This is a genomic window from Chryseobacterium wanjuense, from assembly GCF_900111495.1.
GTDB lineage: Bacteria > Bacteroidota > Bacteroidia > Flavobacteriales > Weeksellaceae > Chryseobacterium > Chryseobacterium wanjuense.
On the sequence record NZ_FOIU01000001.1, the window covers coordinates 1,422,482 to 1,436,777 of the forward strand.

Genomic DNA, 14,296 nt, shown 5'->3' on the forward strand with positions numbered 1-14,296 from the left:
TTACCTCTGAAATAAAAATAAGATTTACCAATTAAAAAATCTGAAAAATCTGGTAACGGAAATGAAAATGAAACCCGCTTTTTTCTAAACGGGTTTTGTAAATCTATGACGTGTAAATTTATTTTGTAACTTTAGTGGTATCCGCAGTATCTGTACGGTTTGTTGCTGTACTGTCTACTGAGATTGTATCGGCCGGAACCGGTGCTATTGTACTGTCTGCAACTATCGTTGTGTCAGATGCCGAAGTGGTGGAGGTATCTGCACTTTTCTTACAACTCAGGACTATAAATCCGAGTATCGTGAGTGTTAATACATATTTCATAACTTTATATTTTATTGGTGTTATTTCAAATGTATGGAAACATTTAGTTAAAAATTTATGATCTCGATCATAATATTCATTTATGTTCGTTTATTTCGTAAATTTTTTCGTTCCTGCCACACAAAGAATAACTCCTACTGTGATCCCTAACATTCCTAAGCTTACCTGCTCATTCAGGAAATACGCAGCCAATGCCAATCCGAAAAAAGGCTGTAAAAGCTGCAGCTGTCCTACAGTGGTAATTCCGCCCTGCGCGAGACCTTTATACCAGAAAATAAAACCAATAAACATACTGAACAAAGCAATATACCCCAAGCCAAACCAGCCCTGAAAGCTTACAGTTTCGATATTTTTTGGAAAGTAAATAAAAAATAACGGCATCATTAAAGGAAGAGCCAAAACCAATGCCCAGGAAATCACCTGCCATCCTCCTAAAGTTTTTGACAATTTTGCACCTTCGGCATAGCCTAATCCACAAAGGATTACACCAAGCAGCATCAAAATATCGCCAATCGGAGAAGCTGAAATTCCCTGCGAGACAGCAAACCCAATCACCAATAAACTTCCGATAATGGAAAAAAACCAAAACACTGGATGCGGTCTTTCTCCTCCGCGAAATACCCCGAAAATAGCAGTCATTAAAGGTAACATCCCCAAAAAGACGATGGAATGAGCAGACGTTAAATACTGCAAAGCCAGAGAAGAAAGTAAAGGAAATCCTATCACACAGCCTATCGAAACTAAAACTAAAGAAAAAATCTGATCTTTTGCAGGACGTTTTTCTTTATAAATCAATAAAACAAAAAGAGCCAGCACACCCGCGATTCCGGCACGTGCGATTGTTACGAAAATGGGATTCATCTCTGTCACCGCCAATTTTGTAGCCGGTAACGAACCACTGAAAAGCAAAACCCCGATAAAACCGTTGATCCATCCGTTGAGTGTCTGATCTTTTGATAGTTTATGTGTTATCATTGTATTGAAGATTAATTTTAATAATTCAAAATTATAAAGGTTAAAAAGATAAACACAGTCTCAGTTTTGTATATTTGCATGAGTACAGTTTATTATGAATAAAGAATATTTATACACCGAAATAGCCAACGGAATCGCTTCACAAATAAGAAACGGGATATTAAAATCTGGCGATAAACTCCCTTCTGTAAGGAAATTATGCAAAGAACACCAGATCAGCATGAACACCGCAAAACGTGTTTTTTTGGAGTTGGAATCGCAGTCTTTGGTAGATTCTAAACCGCAGTCGGGATATTTTGTGAGCAATATTCTTTCCGTAGAACTGCCGCTTCCTGAAGTGAGCAAACCTTCATTAATTGCCAATAATGAAGAACCTAATGAATTGATCAATAAAGTATATGAAAACATCGGAAAGAAAGAAGTAACGCTTTTTTCCATCGGAATTCCGTCGGGAGATCTTTTGCCACAGGCTAAACTTAAAAAAGAAATCATCAACGCTACCCGAACTCTAAAGGAAGGAGGAACGGAATATGAAGAAATACAGGGAAATCTGAAATTACGAAGAATGATTTCCATGAGATCATTACAATGGGGCGGAAATTTTCATGAAAATGACCTGGTAACAACCAATGGCGGGATGAATGCACTATCTTTCTGCTTAATGGCTTTGGGAAAACCCGGCGATACTATTGCCATTGAAAGTCCGTGCTATCCCGGGATTTTACAGTTGGCGAACGGATTAGGTTTAAAAGTTCTCGAGCTTCCGACCCATCCCACGACGGGAATTGAAATTGATGCTTTAAAAAAAGTCATTCCAAAGATTGATCTGTGCCTTTTAATTCCGAATTATAATGCGCCTCTGGGAAGCTGTATGCCCGATGAAAATAAAAAGGAGGTGGTGAAAATCCTTTCAGAAAACGGAATTCCTTTAATTGAAGATGATGTCTACGGCGACCTTTATTTTGGCTCCGACCGCCCGAAATGCTGCAAATCTTTTGATAAAGAAGGAAATGTATTGTACTGCAGCTCGATTTCAAAGACATTGGCTCCCGGCTATCGTGTGGGATGGATTGCTCCGGGAAAATACAAGGATAAAATTTTAAAGCTGAAATTCCTCCACTCTACTTCATCTATCTCAATTGTAAATGAAGCGGTGGCTAATTTTTTAAAATCCGGGAAATATGAAAAGCATCTTCAGCAGATGAGAAAATCTTTGCAAAATAATTATCAGAATTACGTACAGACGATCGCAGAAGCTTTTCCGCAGGGTACAAAAACCAGCCGTCCACAAGGCGGACTTTCCCTTTGGGTAGAATTTGATAAAAATATTAAAACAACGCAATTGTACGACCTTGCGATCAAAGAAAATATAAGTATTGCCCCCGGAAGAATGTTTACCTTACAGGATCAGTTTGAAAACTGTATGCGTCTTTGCATCGGTTTGCCGTGGTCTGAGGAGACACAGGCGAAGCTGAAACAATTGGGGAATTTGGCGAAAAGAGTTTGAGTTTGATTAAGCTTAGGATGGATGTTGGAAGCTGGAAGTATATCATTGTAAAACTTCCATCCTCCAGCTTCATATCTTCCCGCTATTTATTATCCGGAACGAAATTTTTTCTTGCTAATTCTTTTCTTACGCGGCTCAAACTTTCAGGAGTGATTCCCAAATAAGACGCGATCATCCATTGCGGAACTCTCAGTAATAAATCAGGGTACATTTTGATGAATTTCATGTAGCGTTCTTCCGCTGTTTCGGCCAGTAAAGAATTGATCCTGTCCTGTAAACTTTTAATATGTTTTTGTAATAAAATATCGCTTTTTTCCAGACTGTTCGGAAATTCTCCCACTAATTTGCTGATAAAATCTGGGTGCAGCAAAAGCACCTCGGAATCTTCAACAGCTTCAATATAATATACAGACTTTTCATTGAAATAAAGACTGCTTCGGTCGGAAATCAGCCAGCTTTCAGGAGCAAACTGAATAATGTGTTCCTTACCGTTTTTGTCGATAGAATACATTTTGATAAGTCCTTTTTCAACAAAGTAAATATATCGGCAGATCTCACCATATTGCAAAAGAAACTGATTTTTCGGTATTTTCTTTACTTCATAGTGTAAACTGCACATGTTCACCTTTTCAACGGGAACACTTAAAACTTTTGCTAAATAATTATTAATATTTTTCATTATACAATTTGATCTGCGGATATATGCTGATGTGAAGCATTGCTTATGGCTTTTCCGTTTTCTATTACTATTAATTGAGGGCTTTCGTGTCTTACACCAAAATCTTCGGCAATTTTATTGGAGAGAGATCTGTGTGCTAGCAAATCTAAGTAATATAACTCTACTTTTTGATCTAAGTTTTCTATCTCTTTTTCAAAATTTTTCAATACGGTCTTGCTGATGAAGCAGCTGGTCGAATGTTTAAAGATAGCAATCCTGTTGTGGAAAGAGCTTTCAATGGCTTTTTGAAGATCTTCTTCCGATTCGATCTTTTTCCAGAAAGATTTTTTTTCAGATTCTTCTCCCTTTCCACTAAATATTTTATCAAAAAAACTCATACATTAAATTGTTTCAGGTGATGATGAAGATGTTTATATTCTAAGAATCCCCAGTCTTTTTCGGTCATTTTTCCGAAAAGAACGTGATGATCAGGCAGTTTTCCTTGTTTGAAAGTGTTGCGGTATTCATCAAGTGTTTTCAGTAGGTTTTCTTTTTCATCATTAAAATCACATTCAAAATTAACGATAAGTTTTTGAAAAGTAGGCATATTTCTGGGAATTCCGTTATTAAAAATCTGCATTTCTATTTTGGTTATGATGCCTATTGTCTTAAAAAGAGCATTGACAGGAGGAAGTTCTATTTTCCCCAACGGAATTTGAAGGACATAATTACAATGTCTCATCATTTGGCATACATCCATTTTTCCCCATCTTTTCTGGGAATTTTCAGACAAATTGGAAATTCTTTTCATAATTTCCTCAAAATAAATACTGCTATGAAGACTTTTTTTTACCAACCTTTTTCTTTCTTCAAATTTTCGATGTGAGCAAAATGATGGTTGCAGTGCCACGCGTACACTGCCAGGTAACTTCTTAGATCATAATCTTTATTTTGTTCAGGGTGATGAAAAGTTCTTTCAAACTGTTTGTTGGTCATGGTTTTCAGCAAGGTAGTCCATCTTTGGTGGGTTCCTTTGATCATTCTCATAGCTGGTTTTATCGGCATATTGCGGCTGTCCTGCAGTTCTGCCCATTTTGCTTCATCGTACGGTCTGATGGTAGGATTATCTTCCGTGAGTGCTAATTTGAGTCGGATAAAGCTGTTGATATGGCTGTCTGCAATATGGTTTACGAGCTGTCTTACCGTCCATCCTCCTTCCCTGTATTGGGTGTCAAGCTGATCGTCGGTGAAATTTTCGATCAGGTTTTTCAGTCTGCCCGGAAAATCTTTAATCACATTAATATATTCATCAAGTTTGATATCGCAGATATTTTCAGGCTGCTCGAATTGCCCAATAGGAAATTTCTTATTCTCTAAATTGCTCATTTTATTAGATTTAAAATTTTATGTTGTCGATTTGTCCGATAATTCGGTTTTGGACAATTTTTTGCGTGTTAGTTTTTGTAAATTTATCAAAAATTCGAGAAATCTAAATATGAAAAAAGCGTTAATAATCGTAGATGTACAGAATGATTTTTGTGAAGGCGGCGCATTGGCAGTTCCGGAAGCAAATGAAGTAATCCCATACATCAATGCTCTGATGGAAGAAAATGAGTACGATCAAATAGTTTTAACACAGGATTGGCATCCTGCAAATCATAAAAGTTTTGCCAGCAACAACGGGAAAAATGTTGGAGAAAGTATCATTCTGAACGGCGTTCCGCAGTTTATGTGGCCGGATCACTGTATTCAGGGGACTTTCGGGGCAGAGTTTCATAAAGACCTGAACAGGGATAAAGTCACTCATATCATTCAAAAAGGAAAAAATACCGAGATTGACAGCTACAGTGGTTTTCAGGACAATAATCATTTTATGAAAACGGGATTGGACGATTTCTTGAAATATCACGATATTCAATTATTGGAAATTGTAGGTCTTGCGATGGATTATTGCGTGAAATTTACCTGTCTTGATGCAGTTGCCAACGGATATATCACATGTCTGCATTTCAACGGAACTCGTGCGGTGAATGTAAAGCCGGATAACGGAAGGGATGCGATTTATGAAATGATTCAGAAAGGGGTGACTGTTTTGGGGTAATTTTTTAATTATAAATAAAGACTTTTCATATATTAAGGCTTCGAGAGCCTCAGCCTGACACTGGATAAAACTTACGGATAGTATTAGCGTTGTCAGGCTGAGGCTCTCGAAGCCTTTAAATTTAAATAATAGTTTCTTCTTCGCCAGAATGACACACTCAGAAAATACATAAAAAAGACGTTGAAAAAAATCAACGTCTTTTATTTTTTAGCTTAAAAAAACTCTAAAATCCCGAAACACGAATCCCGAAACCCCACTAAAGCATTTTAAGATTATTCACTTCCAGTTCTGTAAGGATTCTCCAGTGTCCTCTCTTTATGTTTTTCTTCGTCAATCCTGCAAACATGACACGATCAAGAGCTTCCACTTCATATCCTAATCTTTGGAAAATTCTTCTGATCACGCGGTTCCAGCCAATGTGGATCTCAATTCCGATCTCATTTTTCGGTTTTCCTTCAATGAACGAAATCTGATCTACAACAGCCACTCCTTCATCCAGACGAATTCCTTCGGCAATTAACTTCATATCTTCATGAGTTAGTTTTTTATCCAAAGTCACATGATAAATTTTTCTTGCATCAAAAGATGGATGCGTAAGTTTTTTTGTCATGTGTCCGTCGTTCGTAAGAAGAATAACCCCAGTCGTAGAACGATCCAGCCTTCCTACAGGAAACAAACGGTAAGGTGAAGCATTGGCTACAAGATCCATTACTGTTTTTCTGGCTTTGTCGTCTTTTGTAGTAGAAATATAACCTTTTGGCTTATTTAAAAGAACATACACAGGCTTTTCGGGAGTAATGTTTTGTCCGTCAAATACTACTTTATCCGTTTTTTCTACCTGATAACCCATTTCCGTAACGACTTTTCCGTTTACTTCTACCAGTCCCTGAACAATCAGGTCATCAGCTTCTCTCCTGCTACAGATCCCTGAATTGGCGATGTATTTGTTGAGACGGATGGTATCTTTGTGGATATCCTTGTCAATCTTGTTGAATTTTCTTTTCTGTACGAAAGATTTTGCTCTGTCCTGTCTTTCTTCTCCAGCCGCAGCAGGTCTTCTCCCGTATTTCAGGCTGCCTCTTTCATACTTATCTCTGCTGTCGAAGCTTTTGCCGCCTCTTTTTGGAGCCGATTTCCCGAATGGCTTTCTTTCTTCACTATTATTCGTGATATAAGGCTTTCTCTCAGATTTAGAATGTTGATCGTCGTCTTGTCTGTCAAAACTTCTTTCCGTTTTTTTGAAAGGCTTTTGTCCAAACTTTGTATTGGATCCTCTGTGTTCAGAATTTCTTTCGCCTGCTTTAGGGAAAGATTTCTTGAAAGGTTTTGATTCTGAAGAATTTCCAGAACTGGAAGCACGAGAATTGCCAGAATTTTTCTTAGTTGAAATTCTTGGTCTCTTTGGTCTTTCTGAATTATTGTTATCTCTGCTCATTCTAAAAATTTCTGCAAAGATAGTATATTTAATAACGAGTTAAAAATTAAGAATCATAACTTTGCAAGATAGTATTACAATTAACTTTACAGAAAATCTGAAAATGATAACAATAGTAGACGATAATTTTTCTCAATTAAATGACTTTTTACACGAAAAATCTTTCAGCAAAATCTTTATTTTGGTTGATGAAAATACGCATGAATATTGTCTTCCTACCCTGTTGGGAAATATGCAGACGGATCTTGGATTTGAAATTCTTGAAGTGGAAGCCGGCGAGGAAATGAAAAATATTCAGACGGTGAATCAGTTGTGGGAAATCCTTACGGAAATGCAGGCGGACAGAAAAGCGTTAATGATCAATCTTGGAGGCGGCGTGATCACAGATATGGGCGGTTTTGTGGCTTCTACCTATAAAAGAGGCATATCTTTCATCAATATCCCGACTACCCTATTATCGATGTGCGACGCATCAATAGGCGGAAAAACAGGAATTGACCTTATGAATTATAAAAATATGATAGGAACTTTCACTTTTCCGGAACATATTTTTGTGTATCCTAAATTTTTAGAAACATTACCTTTTAAAGAATTAAGAAGTGGTTTTGCAGAAATGCTGAAACATGGCTTAATTGCCGATAAAGCTCATTGGGAAAGCCTTACGCAGATTCACAAGCTTGATATAGACGGAGTGATTCCGCATATCCAGACTTCGATGGATATTAAGCAAAATGTGGTTGAGGAAGATTTTCACGAAAAAAATATCAGAAAAACTTTGAATTTCGGGCATACAATAGGTCATGCGATTGAAAGTTTATATTTAAGTCAGGGAAATCCGATTCTTCATGGGGAAGCTGTGGCGATGGGAATGATTTCAGAGGCGTATCTTGCGTATCTGGAAGGCTTAATTTCGGAAGAAGATTCAACATTAATTATCGAAAACATTCAGAAATACTATCCTTACTTGGATATAAGTGATTTTAAAGATGAAGATATATTTGATTTATTATTAAATGATAAAAAGAATGTAGACAGTAACATCAACTTTTCCCTGCTTTCAGGAATCGGTTCGTGTGCATTTGATCATAAGTGCAGCAAAAAAAACATCACGGCTTCGCTTAAGTTTTATAGAGAATTGAATGATGCTTGATTGAAATTATCCTATTTTCTGACAAATTTTGATTAAATTTTAAATAAAAAATATAATTTAGACTTTTTATAAACAAATGTTTAATTAACTTTTATAATATTGATTAATAGTAAGTTAATTATCAAAACTATTAGCTCAAACGCCTGTTTTTAAGTTTATTTTCAACCTTAATTTTAATTTTGGCAAACATTTTGAAAGATACTCTCCGTCAAATGAAAAACTGACAAGTAGTAAAATTTAAAATTAGGAAATAGTAATTAAAAATTTAAGTTATGAAAAAGTTAATCTTAGGAATAGCAGTAGCTGCAAGTTCATTAGCATTTGCTCAGGAAACGACGACAACAACAGCTTCATCTTCTAGCCCGGTAAGATTCGGTATCAAAGGGGGAATGAACGTTTCTTCACTTTCAAATGATGCGGGACTGGATGATTCGAAGTCTAAAATCGGTTTCAACGGAGGGGTGTTTGCTAATATTCCGGTAGCAAGTTCATTCAGTATTCAGCCGGAGGTTTTGTACAATAACCTTGGTTCGAAAGTTACCCTTACAGACGTAAACATCGGAGGAAACAATTATACAGCAGAATACGCAAGACATTTAGATTATATTTCAGTGCCATTGATGTTCCAATATAATTTTGTTCCTAACTTCTATCTAGAAGCAGGTCCGGAGTTCAGTTTCATGATTGATGCTAGAGATAAGTATAAAAATACTAAAAACGGAAGTACGACAGGAGCAGAATCATACAGCTTAAACAAAGATGATTTCAACAAATTCAACCTTGGGATTGGTATTGGTGCAGGATATTATTTTACGGATAATATTGGTTTAACGGCGAGATATGTTGCAGGAACAACTGATATTTACAAAAATAACAATGGAGATGCTGTAAGAAACAATAACTTCCAGGTAGGTTTAGCATTCAAATTTTAAATAATTAAGTAGTTTTATTTAGAACAAACAGATTTCAATACGGGTCGGACTTTTATAAGTCCGACTTTTTTTTATTTTTTAACAAAAAAAATATTTTACGTTAAAAATAGCGAATGGATAAGCAGATTTTATGAGATATTAAAATATGAATTAAAATAAATGTAAAGGAAAGGAATAGCTTGTTTAAATAATTTTCAAGGGTAAAAATGCGGTTTGGTTTTGTTTTCTTATTTGGCAAACAATTTGTCTGGCCTTAGCGTCAAACAAAAATACAACTGACAAAAAACAATTAAATTATGAAAAAATTATTTTTAGGATTGGCACTTGTTGCTGCTTCATTTACATTTGCACAGAAAAAAGGAACTTCACCTATAAGCTACGGTTTGAAAGCCGGAATGAACGTATCTTCATTTTCAAAGGATAGCGGATCGGATGTTCAGGAATCAAAAGTTGGATTCTATGCAGGTGGTTTTGCAAACATTCCATTAAGTGCACAATTCAGCGTACAGCCGGAGTTATTGTATAGCGGATTAGGAGCGAAGAAAGTAGAGACATTCTCAGGACAATCTCAAAATACTACATTTAATAGTACAAGAAAATCAACGGCATCTCTTGACTATCTTACCGTACCGGTAATGTTTCAATATAATGCAACACCAAAATTATATTTAGAAGCGGGACCTGAGTTTGGATTCATGTTGAGCGCAAAAGAAAAAGTATCAACTACAATGGTTGCTATGACTGGAAACTCTTCTTCTACTACCACGACAGAAACTTCAGGTAAAATTGACAAAAAAGACTTAAAAACTTTCAATTTCGGTCTTGGTCTTGGAGCAGGGTATTATTTTACTCCAAACATTGGGGTTACTTTAAGATATGTTGCCGGTCTTACGGATGTTGTCAAAAACAGACCTAGTGGTTCTGATGCTGTGAAAAATAACGTATTGCAAGTAGGAGTAGCTTATAAATTTTAATCCTAATCGGCTATTTACTTTATGAAGTCAGGTTTATTTATAGACCTGACTTATTTTTTTACTTATTTTTTAATCTTTTAATAAAAATTGGCAAGAATTTTGTACTATGGAGGTTGAAATTTTATAAATTATTAATTAAATTTAAAACTATTGACTATGAAAAAATTATTCTTAGGATTCGCAATCGCCTTAAGTTCACTGACTTTCGCTCAGGAAAATGCAAAAACTTCTTCACCTTCTTCGCCGGTAAGATTCGGTGTGAAAGCTGGTCTTAATATCTCTTCTATTAATGAAGATGGCTTTAAAGCTAAAGCTGGAATTTACGGAGGTGTATTTGCCAATATTCCTGTTGCAAGTTCTTTCAGCGTTCAGCCGGAAGTTTTGTATAACGGAATGGGAGCAAAAGCAGAAAGTAATTCTGATGTGAAATTAAATCTTGATTATATTTCAGTTCCTGTAATGTTCCAGTACAATGTTCTTCCAGAATTGTATCTTGAAGCAGGGCCTCAGTTCAGTTTTGCTATTAACAGAAAGATAAAAGGTAACGGTGGTTCTTTAGACGTTAATGATTCAATCAAAGGATTTGATTTAGGTATCGGCTTAGGTGCAGGATACTACATCGTAGACGGATTCGGTGTTACGGCAAGATTTGTAGCCGGAGTTACAGATATCGCTGAAGACAATCCTGGTGATGCTGTAAGAAACAGCGTATTCCAGGTAGGAGTTGCTTACAAGTTTTAAACAATTTTGATTCAATAGAAAAGGTCAGGTTTTATTCGTAAAGCCTGACCTTTTCATTTTTTTGGTGTTTTTAAGAATAAGAAGAAAAAAAATAATAAAAAATTTAAGTATTTTATTTTTAACATAATTTAATTTAAAAAAGAAATCAGAAGTTTTAGTTTTAAAATATTTTTTTGAAATATAATGGTTTTTTATGTAAAATATTAACCAAGTAGGAACTTGTAAATCCTTTAAATACAGGTGGTTTATAATTTTTGGCAAAGTATTTGCGAAGTACTCCAAGTCTAAATGAAAGTTTAGATTTAAAAAGTAAATAGGAAATAAAAAAAACAAGATTATGAATAAGTTATTTTTAGGACTAGCATTAGTCGCTGGCTCATTAGTCGCTGCTCAGGAAACAGTTGTTGTAGAAACTGCTACTATTACCCCGGTACCGGAAAAACCACATGCAAGAGTGGGAATCAAAGGAGGTGCTAATGCGTCACAGTTCAGTGATCAGAAACTAAGCCTAAACAACCAGAAAGTAGGATTCCACGCAGGTGTTTTTGTGAATGTGCCGCTTTCTAATAAAATCAGTGTACAACCAGAAGTTTTGTATAACCAGATGGGTGCAAAAACCATCACATCATCTTCAGAAATCACTTCACCCACTACTACTACGAAAACTGTAAGTGATGTGAAAAACTATCTGAATTATATTTCAGTTCCTTTGATGTTCCAGTTCAGACCCGGAAGCTTTTATATGGAGGCAGGGCCGCAATTCAGCTACTTCCTGAACGGTAAAAATGAAGGTGAAACTACAATTACAAAAACTACAGGATCTAGTACGTCTACAGAAACGATATCTAATTCAGGAAGCGTTAATAAAGATATTGTAAGAAAGTTTGATATAGGATTGGCCCTTGGTTTAGGTCTGGATATTACTCACAATTTGGGTATTAATGCAAGATATATCAACAGTTTGACGCATACTTATAACAATTATATTATGCCGGGTGTGGAATATAACAGCAAAACCAACAGAGTATTCCAGTTAGGATTGAATTACAAATTTTAATATACATAACCAATTTAATTTCAATGAAAAGGTCAGACTTAATATTTTTAAGTCTGACCTTTCGCTTTATTTTTATTTAAATTTTAATTAAATAATTCTACCTCTTCTCCTTTTTCTACAGGATATTCTTCTGTGAAGCAGCCGAAGCAGTGGTTGGAAGAACCTAAAATTTCTTTTAAGTTTTCCACGCTTAAAAATTCTAAAGAATCAACTCCTAAATAAGCTCTAAGCTCTTCAGTGGTCATATTTGCAGAAATAAGATCGTCTTTTGACGGGGTATCTATTCCTAAATAACAAGGTGCAATGATTGGTGGAGAAACACTTCTGAAGTGGATTTCCTTCACCCCTGCATCTTTTAAGATTTTTACCAATCTCTTGGAAGTCGTCCCACGTACGATAGAATCGTCGATGATCACTACTCTTTTATCTTTAATTTCGGAAATAATAGGATTTAGTTTCAGGTTCACTACCCTTTCTCTCATTTCCTGAGTCGGTACGATGAAACTTCTTCCGATGTATCTGTTTTTAATCAGAACCGGACGGAAAGGAATCCCCGAAGCCTTCGCAAAACCAATCGCAGCCGGAACTCCCGAATCCGGAACTCCGATTACCACATCAGCTTCTACCGGAGCCTGGTGCCAGATTTTCTCTCCCGATTTTTCTCTGATTTCGTAAACATTGATATTTTCCAGATAAGAGTCAGGTCTTGCAAAATAAATATATTCAAAAGAACAGATTCTCTGCTTTCCTTTCATTTCATCTGCCATGTAAGAATGAAGTTTTCCGGGTTCGTTTTCATTGGTGTAAACAATTTCTCCCGGCAAAATATCACGTACATACTGAGCTCCCACAGCATCTAAAGCTACAGATTCTGAAGCGACAACGTAAGATTTTTCGTCAATAGCTCCTAAAACCAAAGGTCTGATCCCGTTGAAATCCCGGAATGCAAAAAATTTATTTCTTGTCATTCCCACCACAGAATAAGCGCCTTCAATTTTCTCCATAGTAGCTTTGATAGCACTACGAAGCCCCAAATCAAGGTTTTTCTGGATTAATCTTAAAATGACCTCAGAATCGGAAGTTGCTCTGAAAACTACGCCTTCAGCCTCCAACTCTGCTTTTAGTTCTTTGGCATTGGTAAGGTTACCGTTATGCGCTATGGAAAGGATAATCTGGTCATATTCGTTTTTCGCGAAAAATGGCTGGAAATTATACTTCTTTTTATCTCCTGCAGTCGTGTAACGGGTGTGCCCGATTGCAGAATTTCCCATAAAAGCTTCAGGATCATGGATCTCTTTATAAACGTCCAAAACCAACCCTTCGTCTTTCATATTGGTGATTCTTCCGTTTTTTAAAACAGAAATACCACACGCTTCCTGACCTCTGTGCTGTAACGCAAAAAGCCCGAACTGTGAAAGAGAAAACGTATCCAGATCGTTATCAGAATACATTCCGAAGATACCGCACTCCTCATTCGGAGCATCCAGTCTTTCTTCTTCCTGCGTTCTGAAAAGATTTCTTCCGTAGGTTTGAGTTTCAAACTGTTTTAAATATTCACTTTTATGAATGTCTAAACTTTTCATTTCTATTTTTTCTAAATTTTGATGATGGAAGCTGGGAGCTTGAAGTCTGAAGTTTACAACTAAACTTTTTAAGTTTTCAGATAAACTTCCAGCATCCAACTTCTGGCTTCTGGCCTAATAATTATTTAGCAAGTACAGCTTTCAATCTATTGTAGATCTCAACATAAGCTTCAGTAACTTCTCCTAAGTCTCTTCTGAATCTGTCTTTATCCAACTTCTTCATGGTATCTTTATCCCAAAGTCTGCATGTATCAGGAGAAATTTCGTCTGCTAAAATGATCTCTCCGTCTGAAGTTTTACCCAATTCGATTTTGAAATCAACAAGGATAATATTCATTTTGTCGAAAAGATCGATCAGGATTTCATTGATATCTGAAGTCAATTCATACATCTCATCAAGCTCTTCATACGTTGCAGCACCTAAGAAAACCGCATGGTGATCATTGATAAGCGGATCTCCCAACTCGTCTTTCTTGTAGCAGATATCGAAGATCGTTACCGGAGATTTTATTCCTTCCTCCACTCCTAATCTTTGAGCCATACTTCCTGCAGAATAGTTTCTTACAACCATTTCCAAAGGAATGATGGATACTTTTCTTACCAATTGCTCTCTTTCGTTCAATTGTTTAATGAAATGAGTCTTAATCCCTTTTTCATTTAAATATTCAAAAATAAGAGTCGTGATGGCGTTGTTCATCTCACCTTTCAAATCAACAGAACCTCTTTTTTGAGCATTAAATGCAGTAGCGTCGTCTTTGAAACGTACAATTACCTGATCAGGATTATCGGTTGCAAATACTTGTTTTGCCTTACCTTCGTACAACATTTCTTTCTTTTCCATTTCTTACTAGATTTATTTTT

Annotated in this window: 15 protein-coding genes; 7 read left to right on the forward strand and 8 right to left on the reverse strand. The window is 36.1% G+C overall.

Features of this window, described 5'->3' with window-relative positions:
* Nucleotides 1–412 precede the first annotated feature (412 nt).
* Nucleotides 413–1,297 carry a DMT family transporter gene (locus BMX24_RS06510; protein ID WP_089791234.1) on the reverse strand — a complete coding sequence of 295 codons (885 nt, stop codon included), beginning with the start codon at nucleotides 1,295–1,297 and terminating at the stop codon, nucleotides 413–415.
* A gap of 94 nt (nucleotides 1,298–1,391) precedes the next feature.
* Between BMX24_RS06510 and BMX24_RS06515 the strand changes: the two genes are divergently transcribed.
* Nucleotides 1,392–2,804: an aminotransferase-like domain-containing protein gene (locus BMX24_RS06515; RefSeq protein WP_089791235.1), complete on the forward strand. Its 1,413-nt coding sequence runs from the start codon at nucleotides 1,392–1,394 to the stop codon at nucleotides 2,802–2,804.
* A gap of 82 nt (nucleotides 2,805–2,886) precedes the next feature.
* Here the strand turns inward: BMX24_RS06515 and BMX24_RS06520 are convergent, their stop codons facing one another.
* From BMX24_RS06520 to BMX24_RS06535, 4 genes are read right to left on the reverse strand one after another with little or no spacing between them, the layout of a single operon-like run.
* Nucleotides 2,887–3,483 carry a Crp/Fnr family transcriptional regulator gene (locus BMX24_RS06520; RefSeq protein ID WP_089791236.1) on the reverse strand — a complete coding sequence of 199 codons (597 nt, stop codon included), beginning with the start codon at nucleotides 3,481–3,483 and terminating at the stop codon, nucleotides 2,887–2,889.
* The gene (gene ytxJ, locus BMX24_RS06525) at nucleotides 3,483–3,860 is read right to left on the reverse strand and encodes a bacillithiol system redox-active protein YtxJ (protein ID WP_089791237.1); all 378 of its coding nucleotides are present in this window, start codon (nucleotides 3,858–3,860) and stop codon (nucleotides 3,483–3,485) included. The genes BMX24_RS06520 and ytxJ overlap by 1 nt, the downstream gene beginning before the upstream one ends.
* The gene (locus BMX24_RS06530; RefSeq protein WP_089792790.1) at nucleotides 3,857–4,273 is read right to left on the reverse strand and encodes a DUF1569 domain-containing protein; all 417 of its coding nucleotides are present in this window, start codon (nucleotides 4,271–4,273) and stop codon (nucleotides 3,857–3,859) included. Before BMX24_RS06530 ends, ytxJ begins: the two co-directional genes overlap by 4 nt.
* A gap of 38 nt (nucleotides 4,274–4,311) precedes the next feature.
* Nucleotides 4,312–4,848: a YfiT family bacillithiol transferase gene (locus tag BMX24_RS06535; protein WP_089791238.1), complete on the reverse strand. Its 537-nt coding sequence runs from the start codon at nucleotides 4,846–4,848 to the stop codon at nucleotides 4,312–4,314.
* 109 nt (nucleotides 4,849–4,957) lie between these two features.
* Between BMX24_RS06535 and pncA the strand changes: the two genes are divergently transcribed.
* On the forward strand, nucleotides 4,958–5,563 hold the full coding sequence (pncA, locus tag BMX24_RS06540) for a bifunctional nicotinamidase/pyrazinamidase (RefSeq protein ID WP_089791239.1): 606 nt from the start codon (nucleotides 4,958–4,960) through the stop codon (nucleotides 5,561–5,563).
* A 256-nt stretch (nucleotides 5,564–5,819) separates the two neighbouring features.
* Here the strand turns inward: pncA and BMX24_RS06545 are convergent, their stop codons facing one another.
* Nucleotides 5,820–6,953 (reverse strand): pseudouridine synthase, encoded by a 1,134-nt coding sequence (locus BMX24_RS06545; protein WP_394332539.1) that lies wholly within the window; start codon nucleotides 6,951–6,953, stop codon nucleotides 5,820–5,822.
* 148 nt (nucleotides 6,954–7,101) lie between these two features.
* On the opposite strand from BMX24_RS06545, the gene aroB reads away from it, so the two are divergent.
* The 5 genes from aroB to BMX24_RS06575 all read left to right on the forward strand — a co-directional run bounded on the left by aroB (nucleotide 7,102) and on the right by BMX24_RS06575 (nucleotide 11,852).
* Nucleotides 7,102–8,148: a 3-dehydroquinate synthase gene (gene aroB, locus BMX24_RS06550; protein ID WP_089791240.1), complete on the forward strand. Its 1,047-nt coding sequence runs from the start codon at nucleotides 7,102–7,104 to the stop codon at nucleotides 8,146–8,148.
* 272 nt (nucleotides 8,149–8,420) lie between these two features.
* Nucleotides 8,421–9,080: a porin family protein gene (locus BMX24_RS06555; protein ID WP_089791241.1), complete on the forward strand. Its 660-nt coding sequence runs from the start codon at nucleotides 8,421–8,423 to the stop codon at nucleotides 9,078–9,080.
* Nucleotides 9,081–9,376: 296 nt separating this feature from the next.
* Complete coding sequence (locus BMX24_RS06560) at nucleotides 9,377–10,054, forward strand: porin family protein (protein WP_089791242.1); 678 nt, start codon at nucleotides 9,377–9,379, stop codon at nucleotides 10,052–10,054.
* A 156-nt stretch (nucleotides 10,055–10,210) separates the two neighbouring features.
* Complete coding sequence (locus tag BMX24_RS06565) at nucleotides 10,211–10,795, forward strand: porin family protein (protein WP_089791243.1); 585 nt, start codon at nucleotides 10,211–10,213, stop codon at nucleotides 10,793–10,795.
* Nucleotides 10,796–11,132: 337 nt separating this feature from the next.
* The gene (locus tag BMX24_RS06575) at nucleotides 11,133–11,852 is read left to right on the forward strand and encodes a porin family protein (RefSeq protein ID WP_089791245.1); all 720 of its coding nucleotides are present in this window, start codon (nucleotides 11,133–11,135) and stop codon (nucleotides 11,850–11,852) included.
* An 83-nt stretch (nucleotides 11,853–11,935) separates the two neighbouring features.
* Here BMX24_RS06575 and purF read toward each other — a convergent pair whose 3' ends face one another.
* The gene (gene purF / locus BMX24_RS06580) at nucleotides 11,936–13,435 is read right to left on the reverse strand and encodes an amidophosphoribosyltransferase (RefSeq protein WP_089792794.1); all 1,500 of its coding nucleotides are present in this window, start codon (nucleotides 13,433–13,435) and stop codon (nucleotides 11,936–11,938) included.
* A gap of 121 nt (nucleotides 13,436–13,556) precedes the next feature.
* A complete protein-coding gene (gene purC, locus BMX24_RS06585) occupies nucleotides 13,557–14,276 on the reverse strand; it encodes a phosphoribosylaminoimidazolesuccinocarboxamide synthase (RefSeq protein WP_089791246.1) in 720 nt (239 codons plus the stop codon).
* Nucleotides 14,277–14,296: the final 20 nt, after the last annotated feature.

Bases quoted from the DNA above. Each gene is read 5' to 3' on its own strand.
- purF (WP_089792794.1), bottom strand. From the start codon at position 13,435: ATGAAAAGTTTAGACATTCATAAAAGTGAATATTTAAAACAGTTTGAA.
- BMX24_RS06515 (WP_089791235.1), top strand. From the start codon at position 1,392: ATGAATAAAGAATATTTATACACCGAAATAGCCAACGGAATCGCTTCA.
- BMX24_RS06565 (WP_089791243.1), top strand. From the start codon at position 10,211: ATGAAAAAATTATTCTTAGGATTCGCAATCGCCTTAAGTTCACTGACT.
- BMX24_RS06530 (WP_089792790.1), bottom strand. From the start codon at position 4,273: ATGAAAAGAATTTCCAATTTGTCTGAAAATTCCCAGAAAAGATGGGGA.
- aroB (WP_089791240.1), top strand. From the start codon at position 7,102: ATGATAACAATAGTAGACGATAATTTTTCTCAATTAAATGACTTTTTA.
- BMX24_RS06555 (WP_089791241.1), top strand. From the start codon at position 8,421: ATGAAAAAGTTAATCTTAGGAATAGCAGTAGCTGCAAGTTCATTAGCA.
- ytxJ (WP_089791237.1), bottom strand. From the start codon at position 3,860: ATGAGTTTTTTTGATAAAATATTTAGTGGAAAGGGAGAAGAATCTGAA.
- BMX24_RS06535 (WP_089791238.1), bottom strand. From the start codon at position 4,848: ATGAGCAATTTAGAGAATAAGAAATTTCCTATTGGGCAATTCGAGCAG.
- pncA (WP_089791239.1), top strand. From the start codon at position 4,958: ATGAAAAAAGCGTTAATAATCGTAGATGTACAGAATGATTTTTGTGAA.
- purC (WP_089791246.1), bottom strand. From the start codon at position 14,276: ATGGAAAAGAAAGAAATGTTGTACGAAGGTAAGGCAAAACAAGTATTT.
- BMX24_RS06510 (WP_089791234.1), bottom strand. From the start codon at position 1,297: ATGATAACACATAAACTATCAAAAGATCAGACACTCAACGGATGGATC.
- BMX24_RS06520 (WP_089791236.1), bottom strand. From the start codon at position 3,483: ATGAAAAATATTAATAATTATTTAGCAAAAGTTTTAAGTGTTCCCGTT.
- BMX24_RS06575 (WP_089791245.1), top strand. From the start codon at position 11,133: ATGAATAAGTTATTTTTAGGACTAGCATTAGTCGCTGGCTCATTAGTC.
- BMX24_RS06560 (WP_089791242.1), top strand. From the start codon at position 9,377: ATGAAAAAATTATTTTTAGGATTGGCACTTGTTGCTGCTTCATTTACA.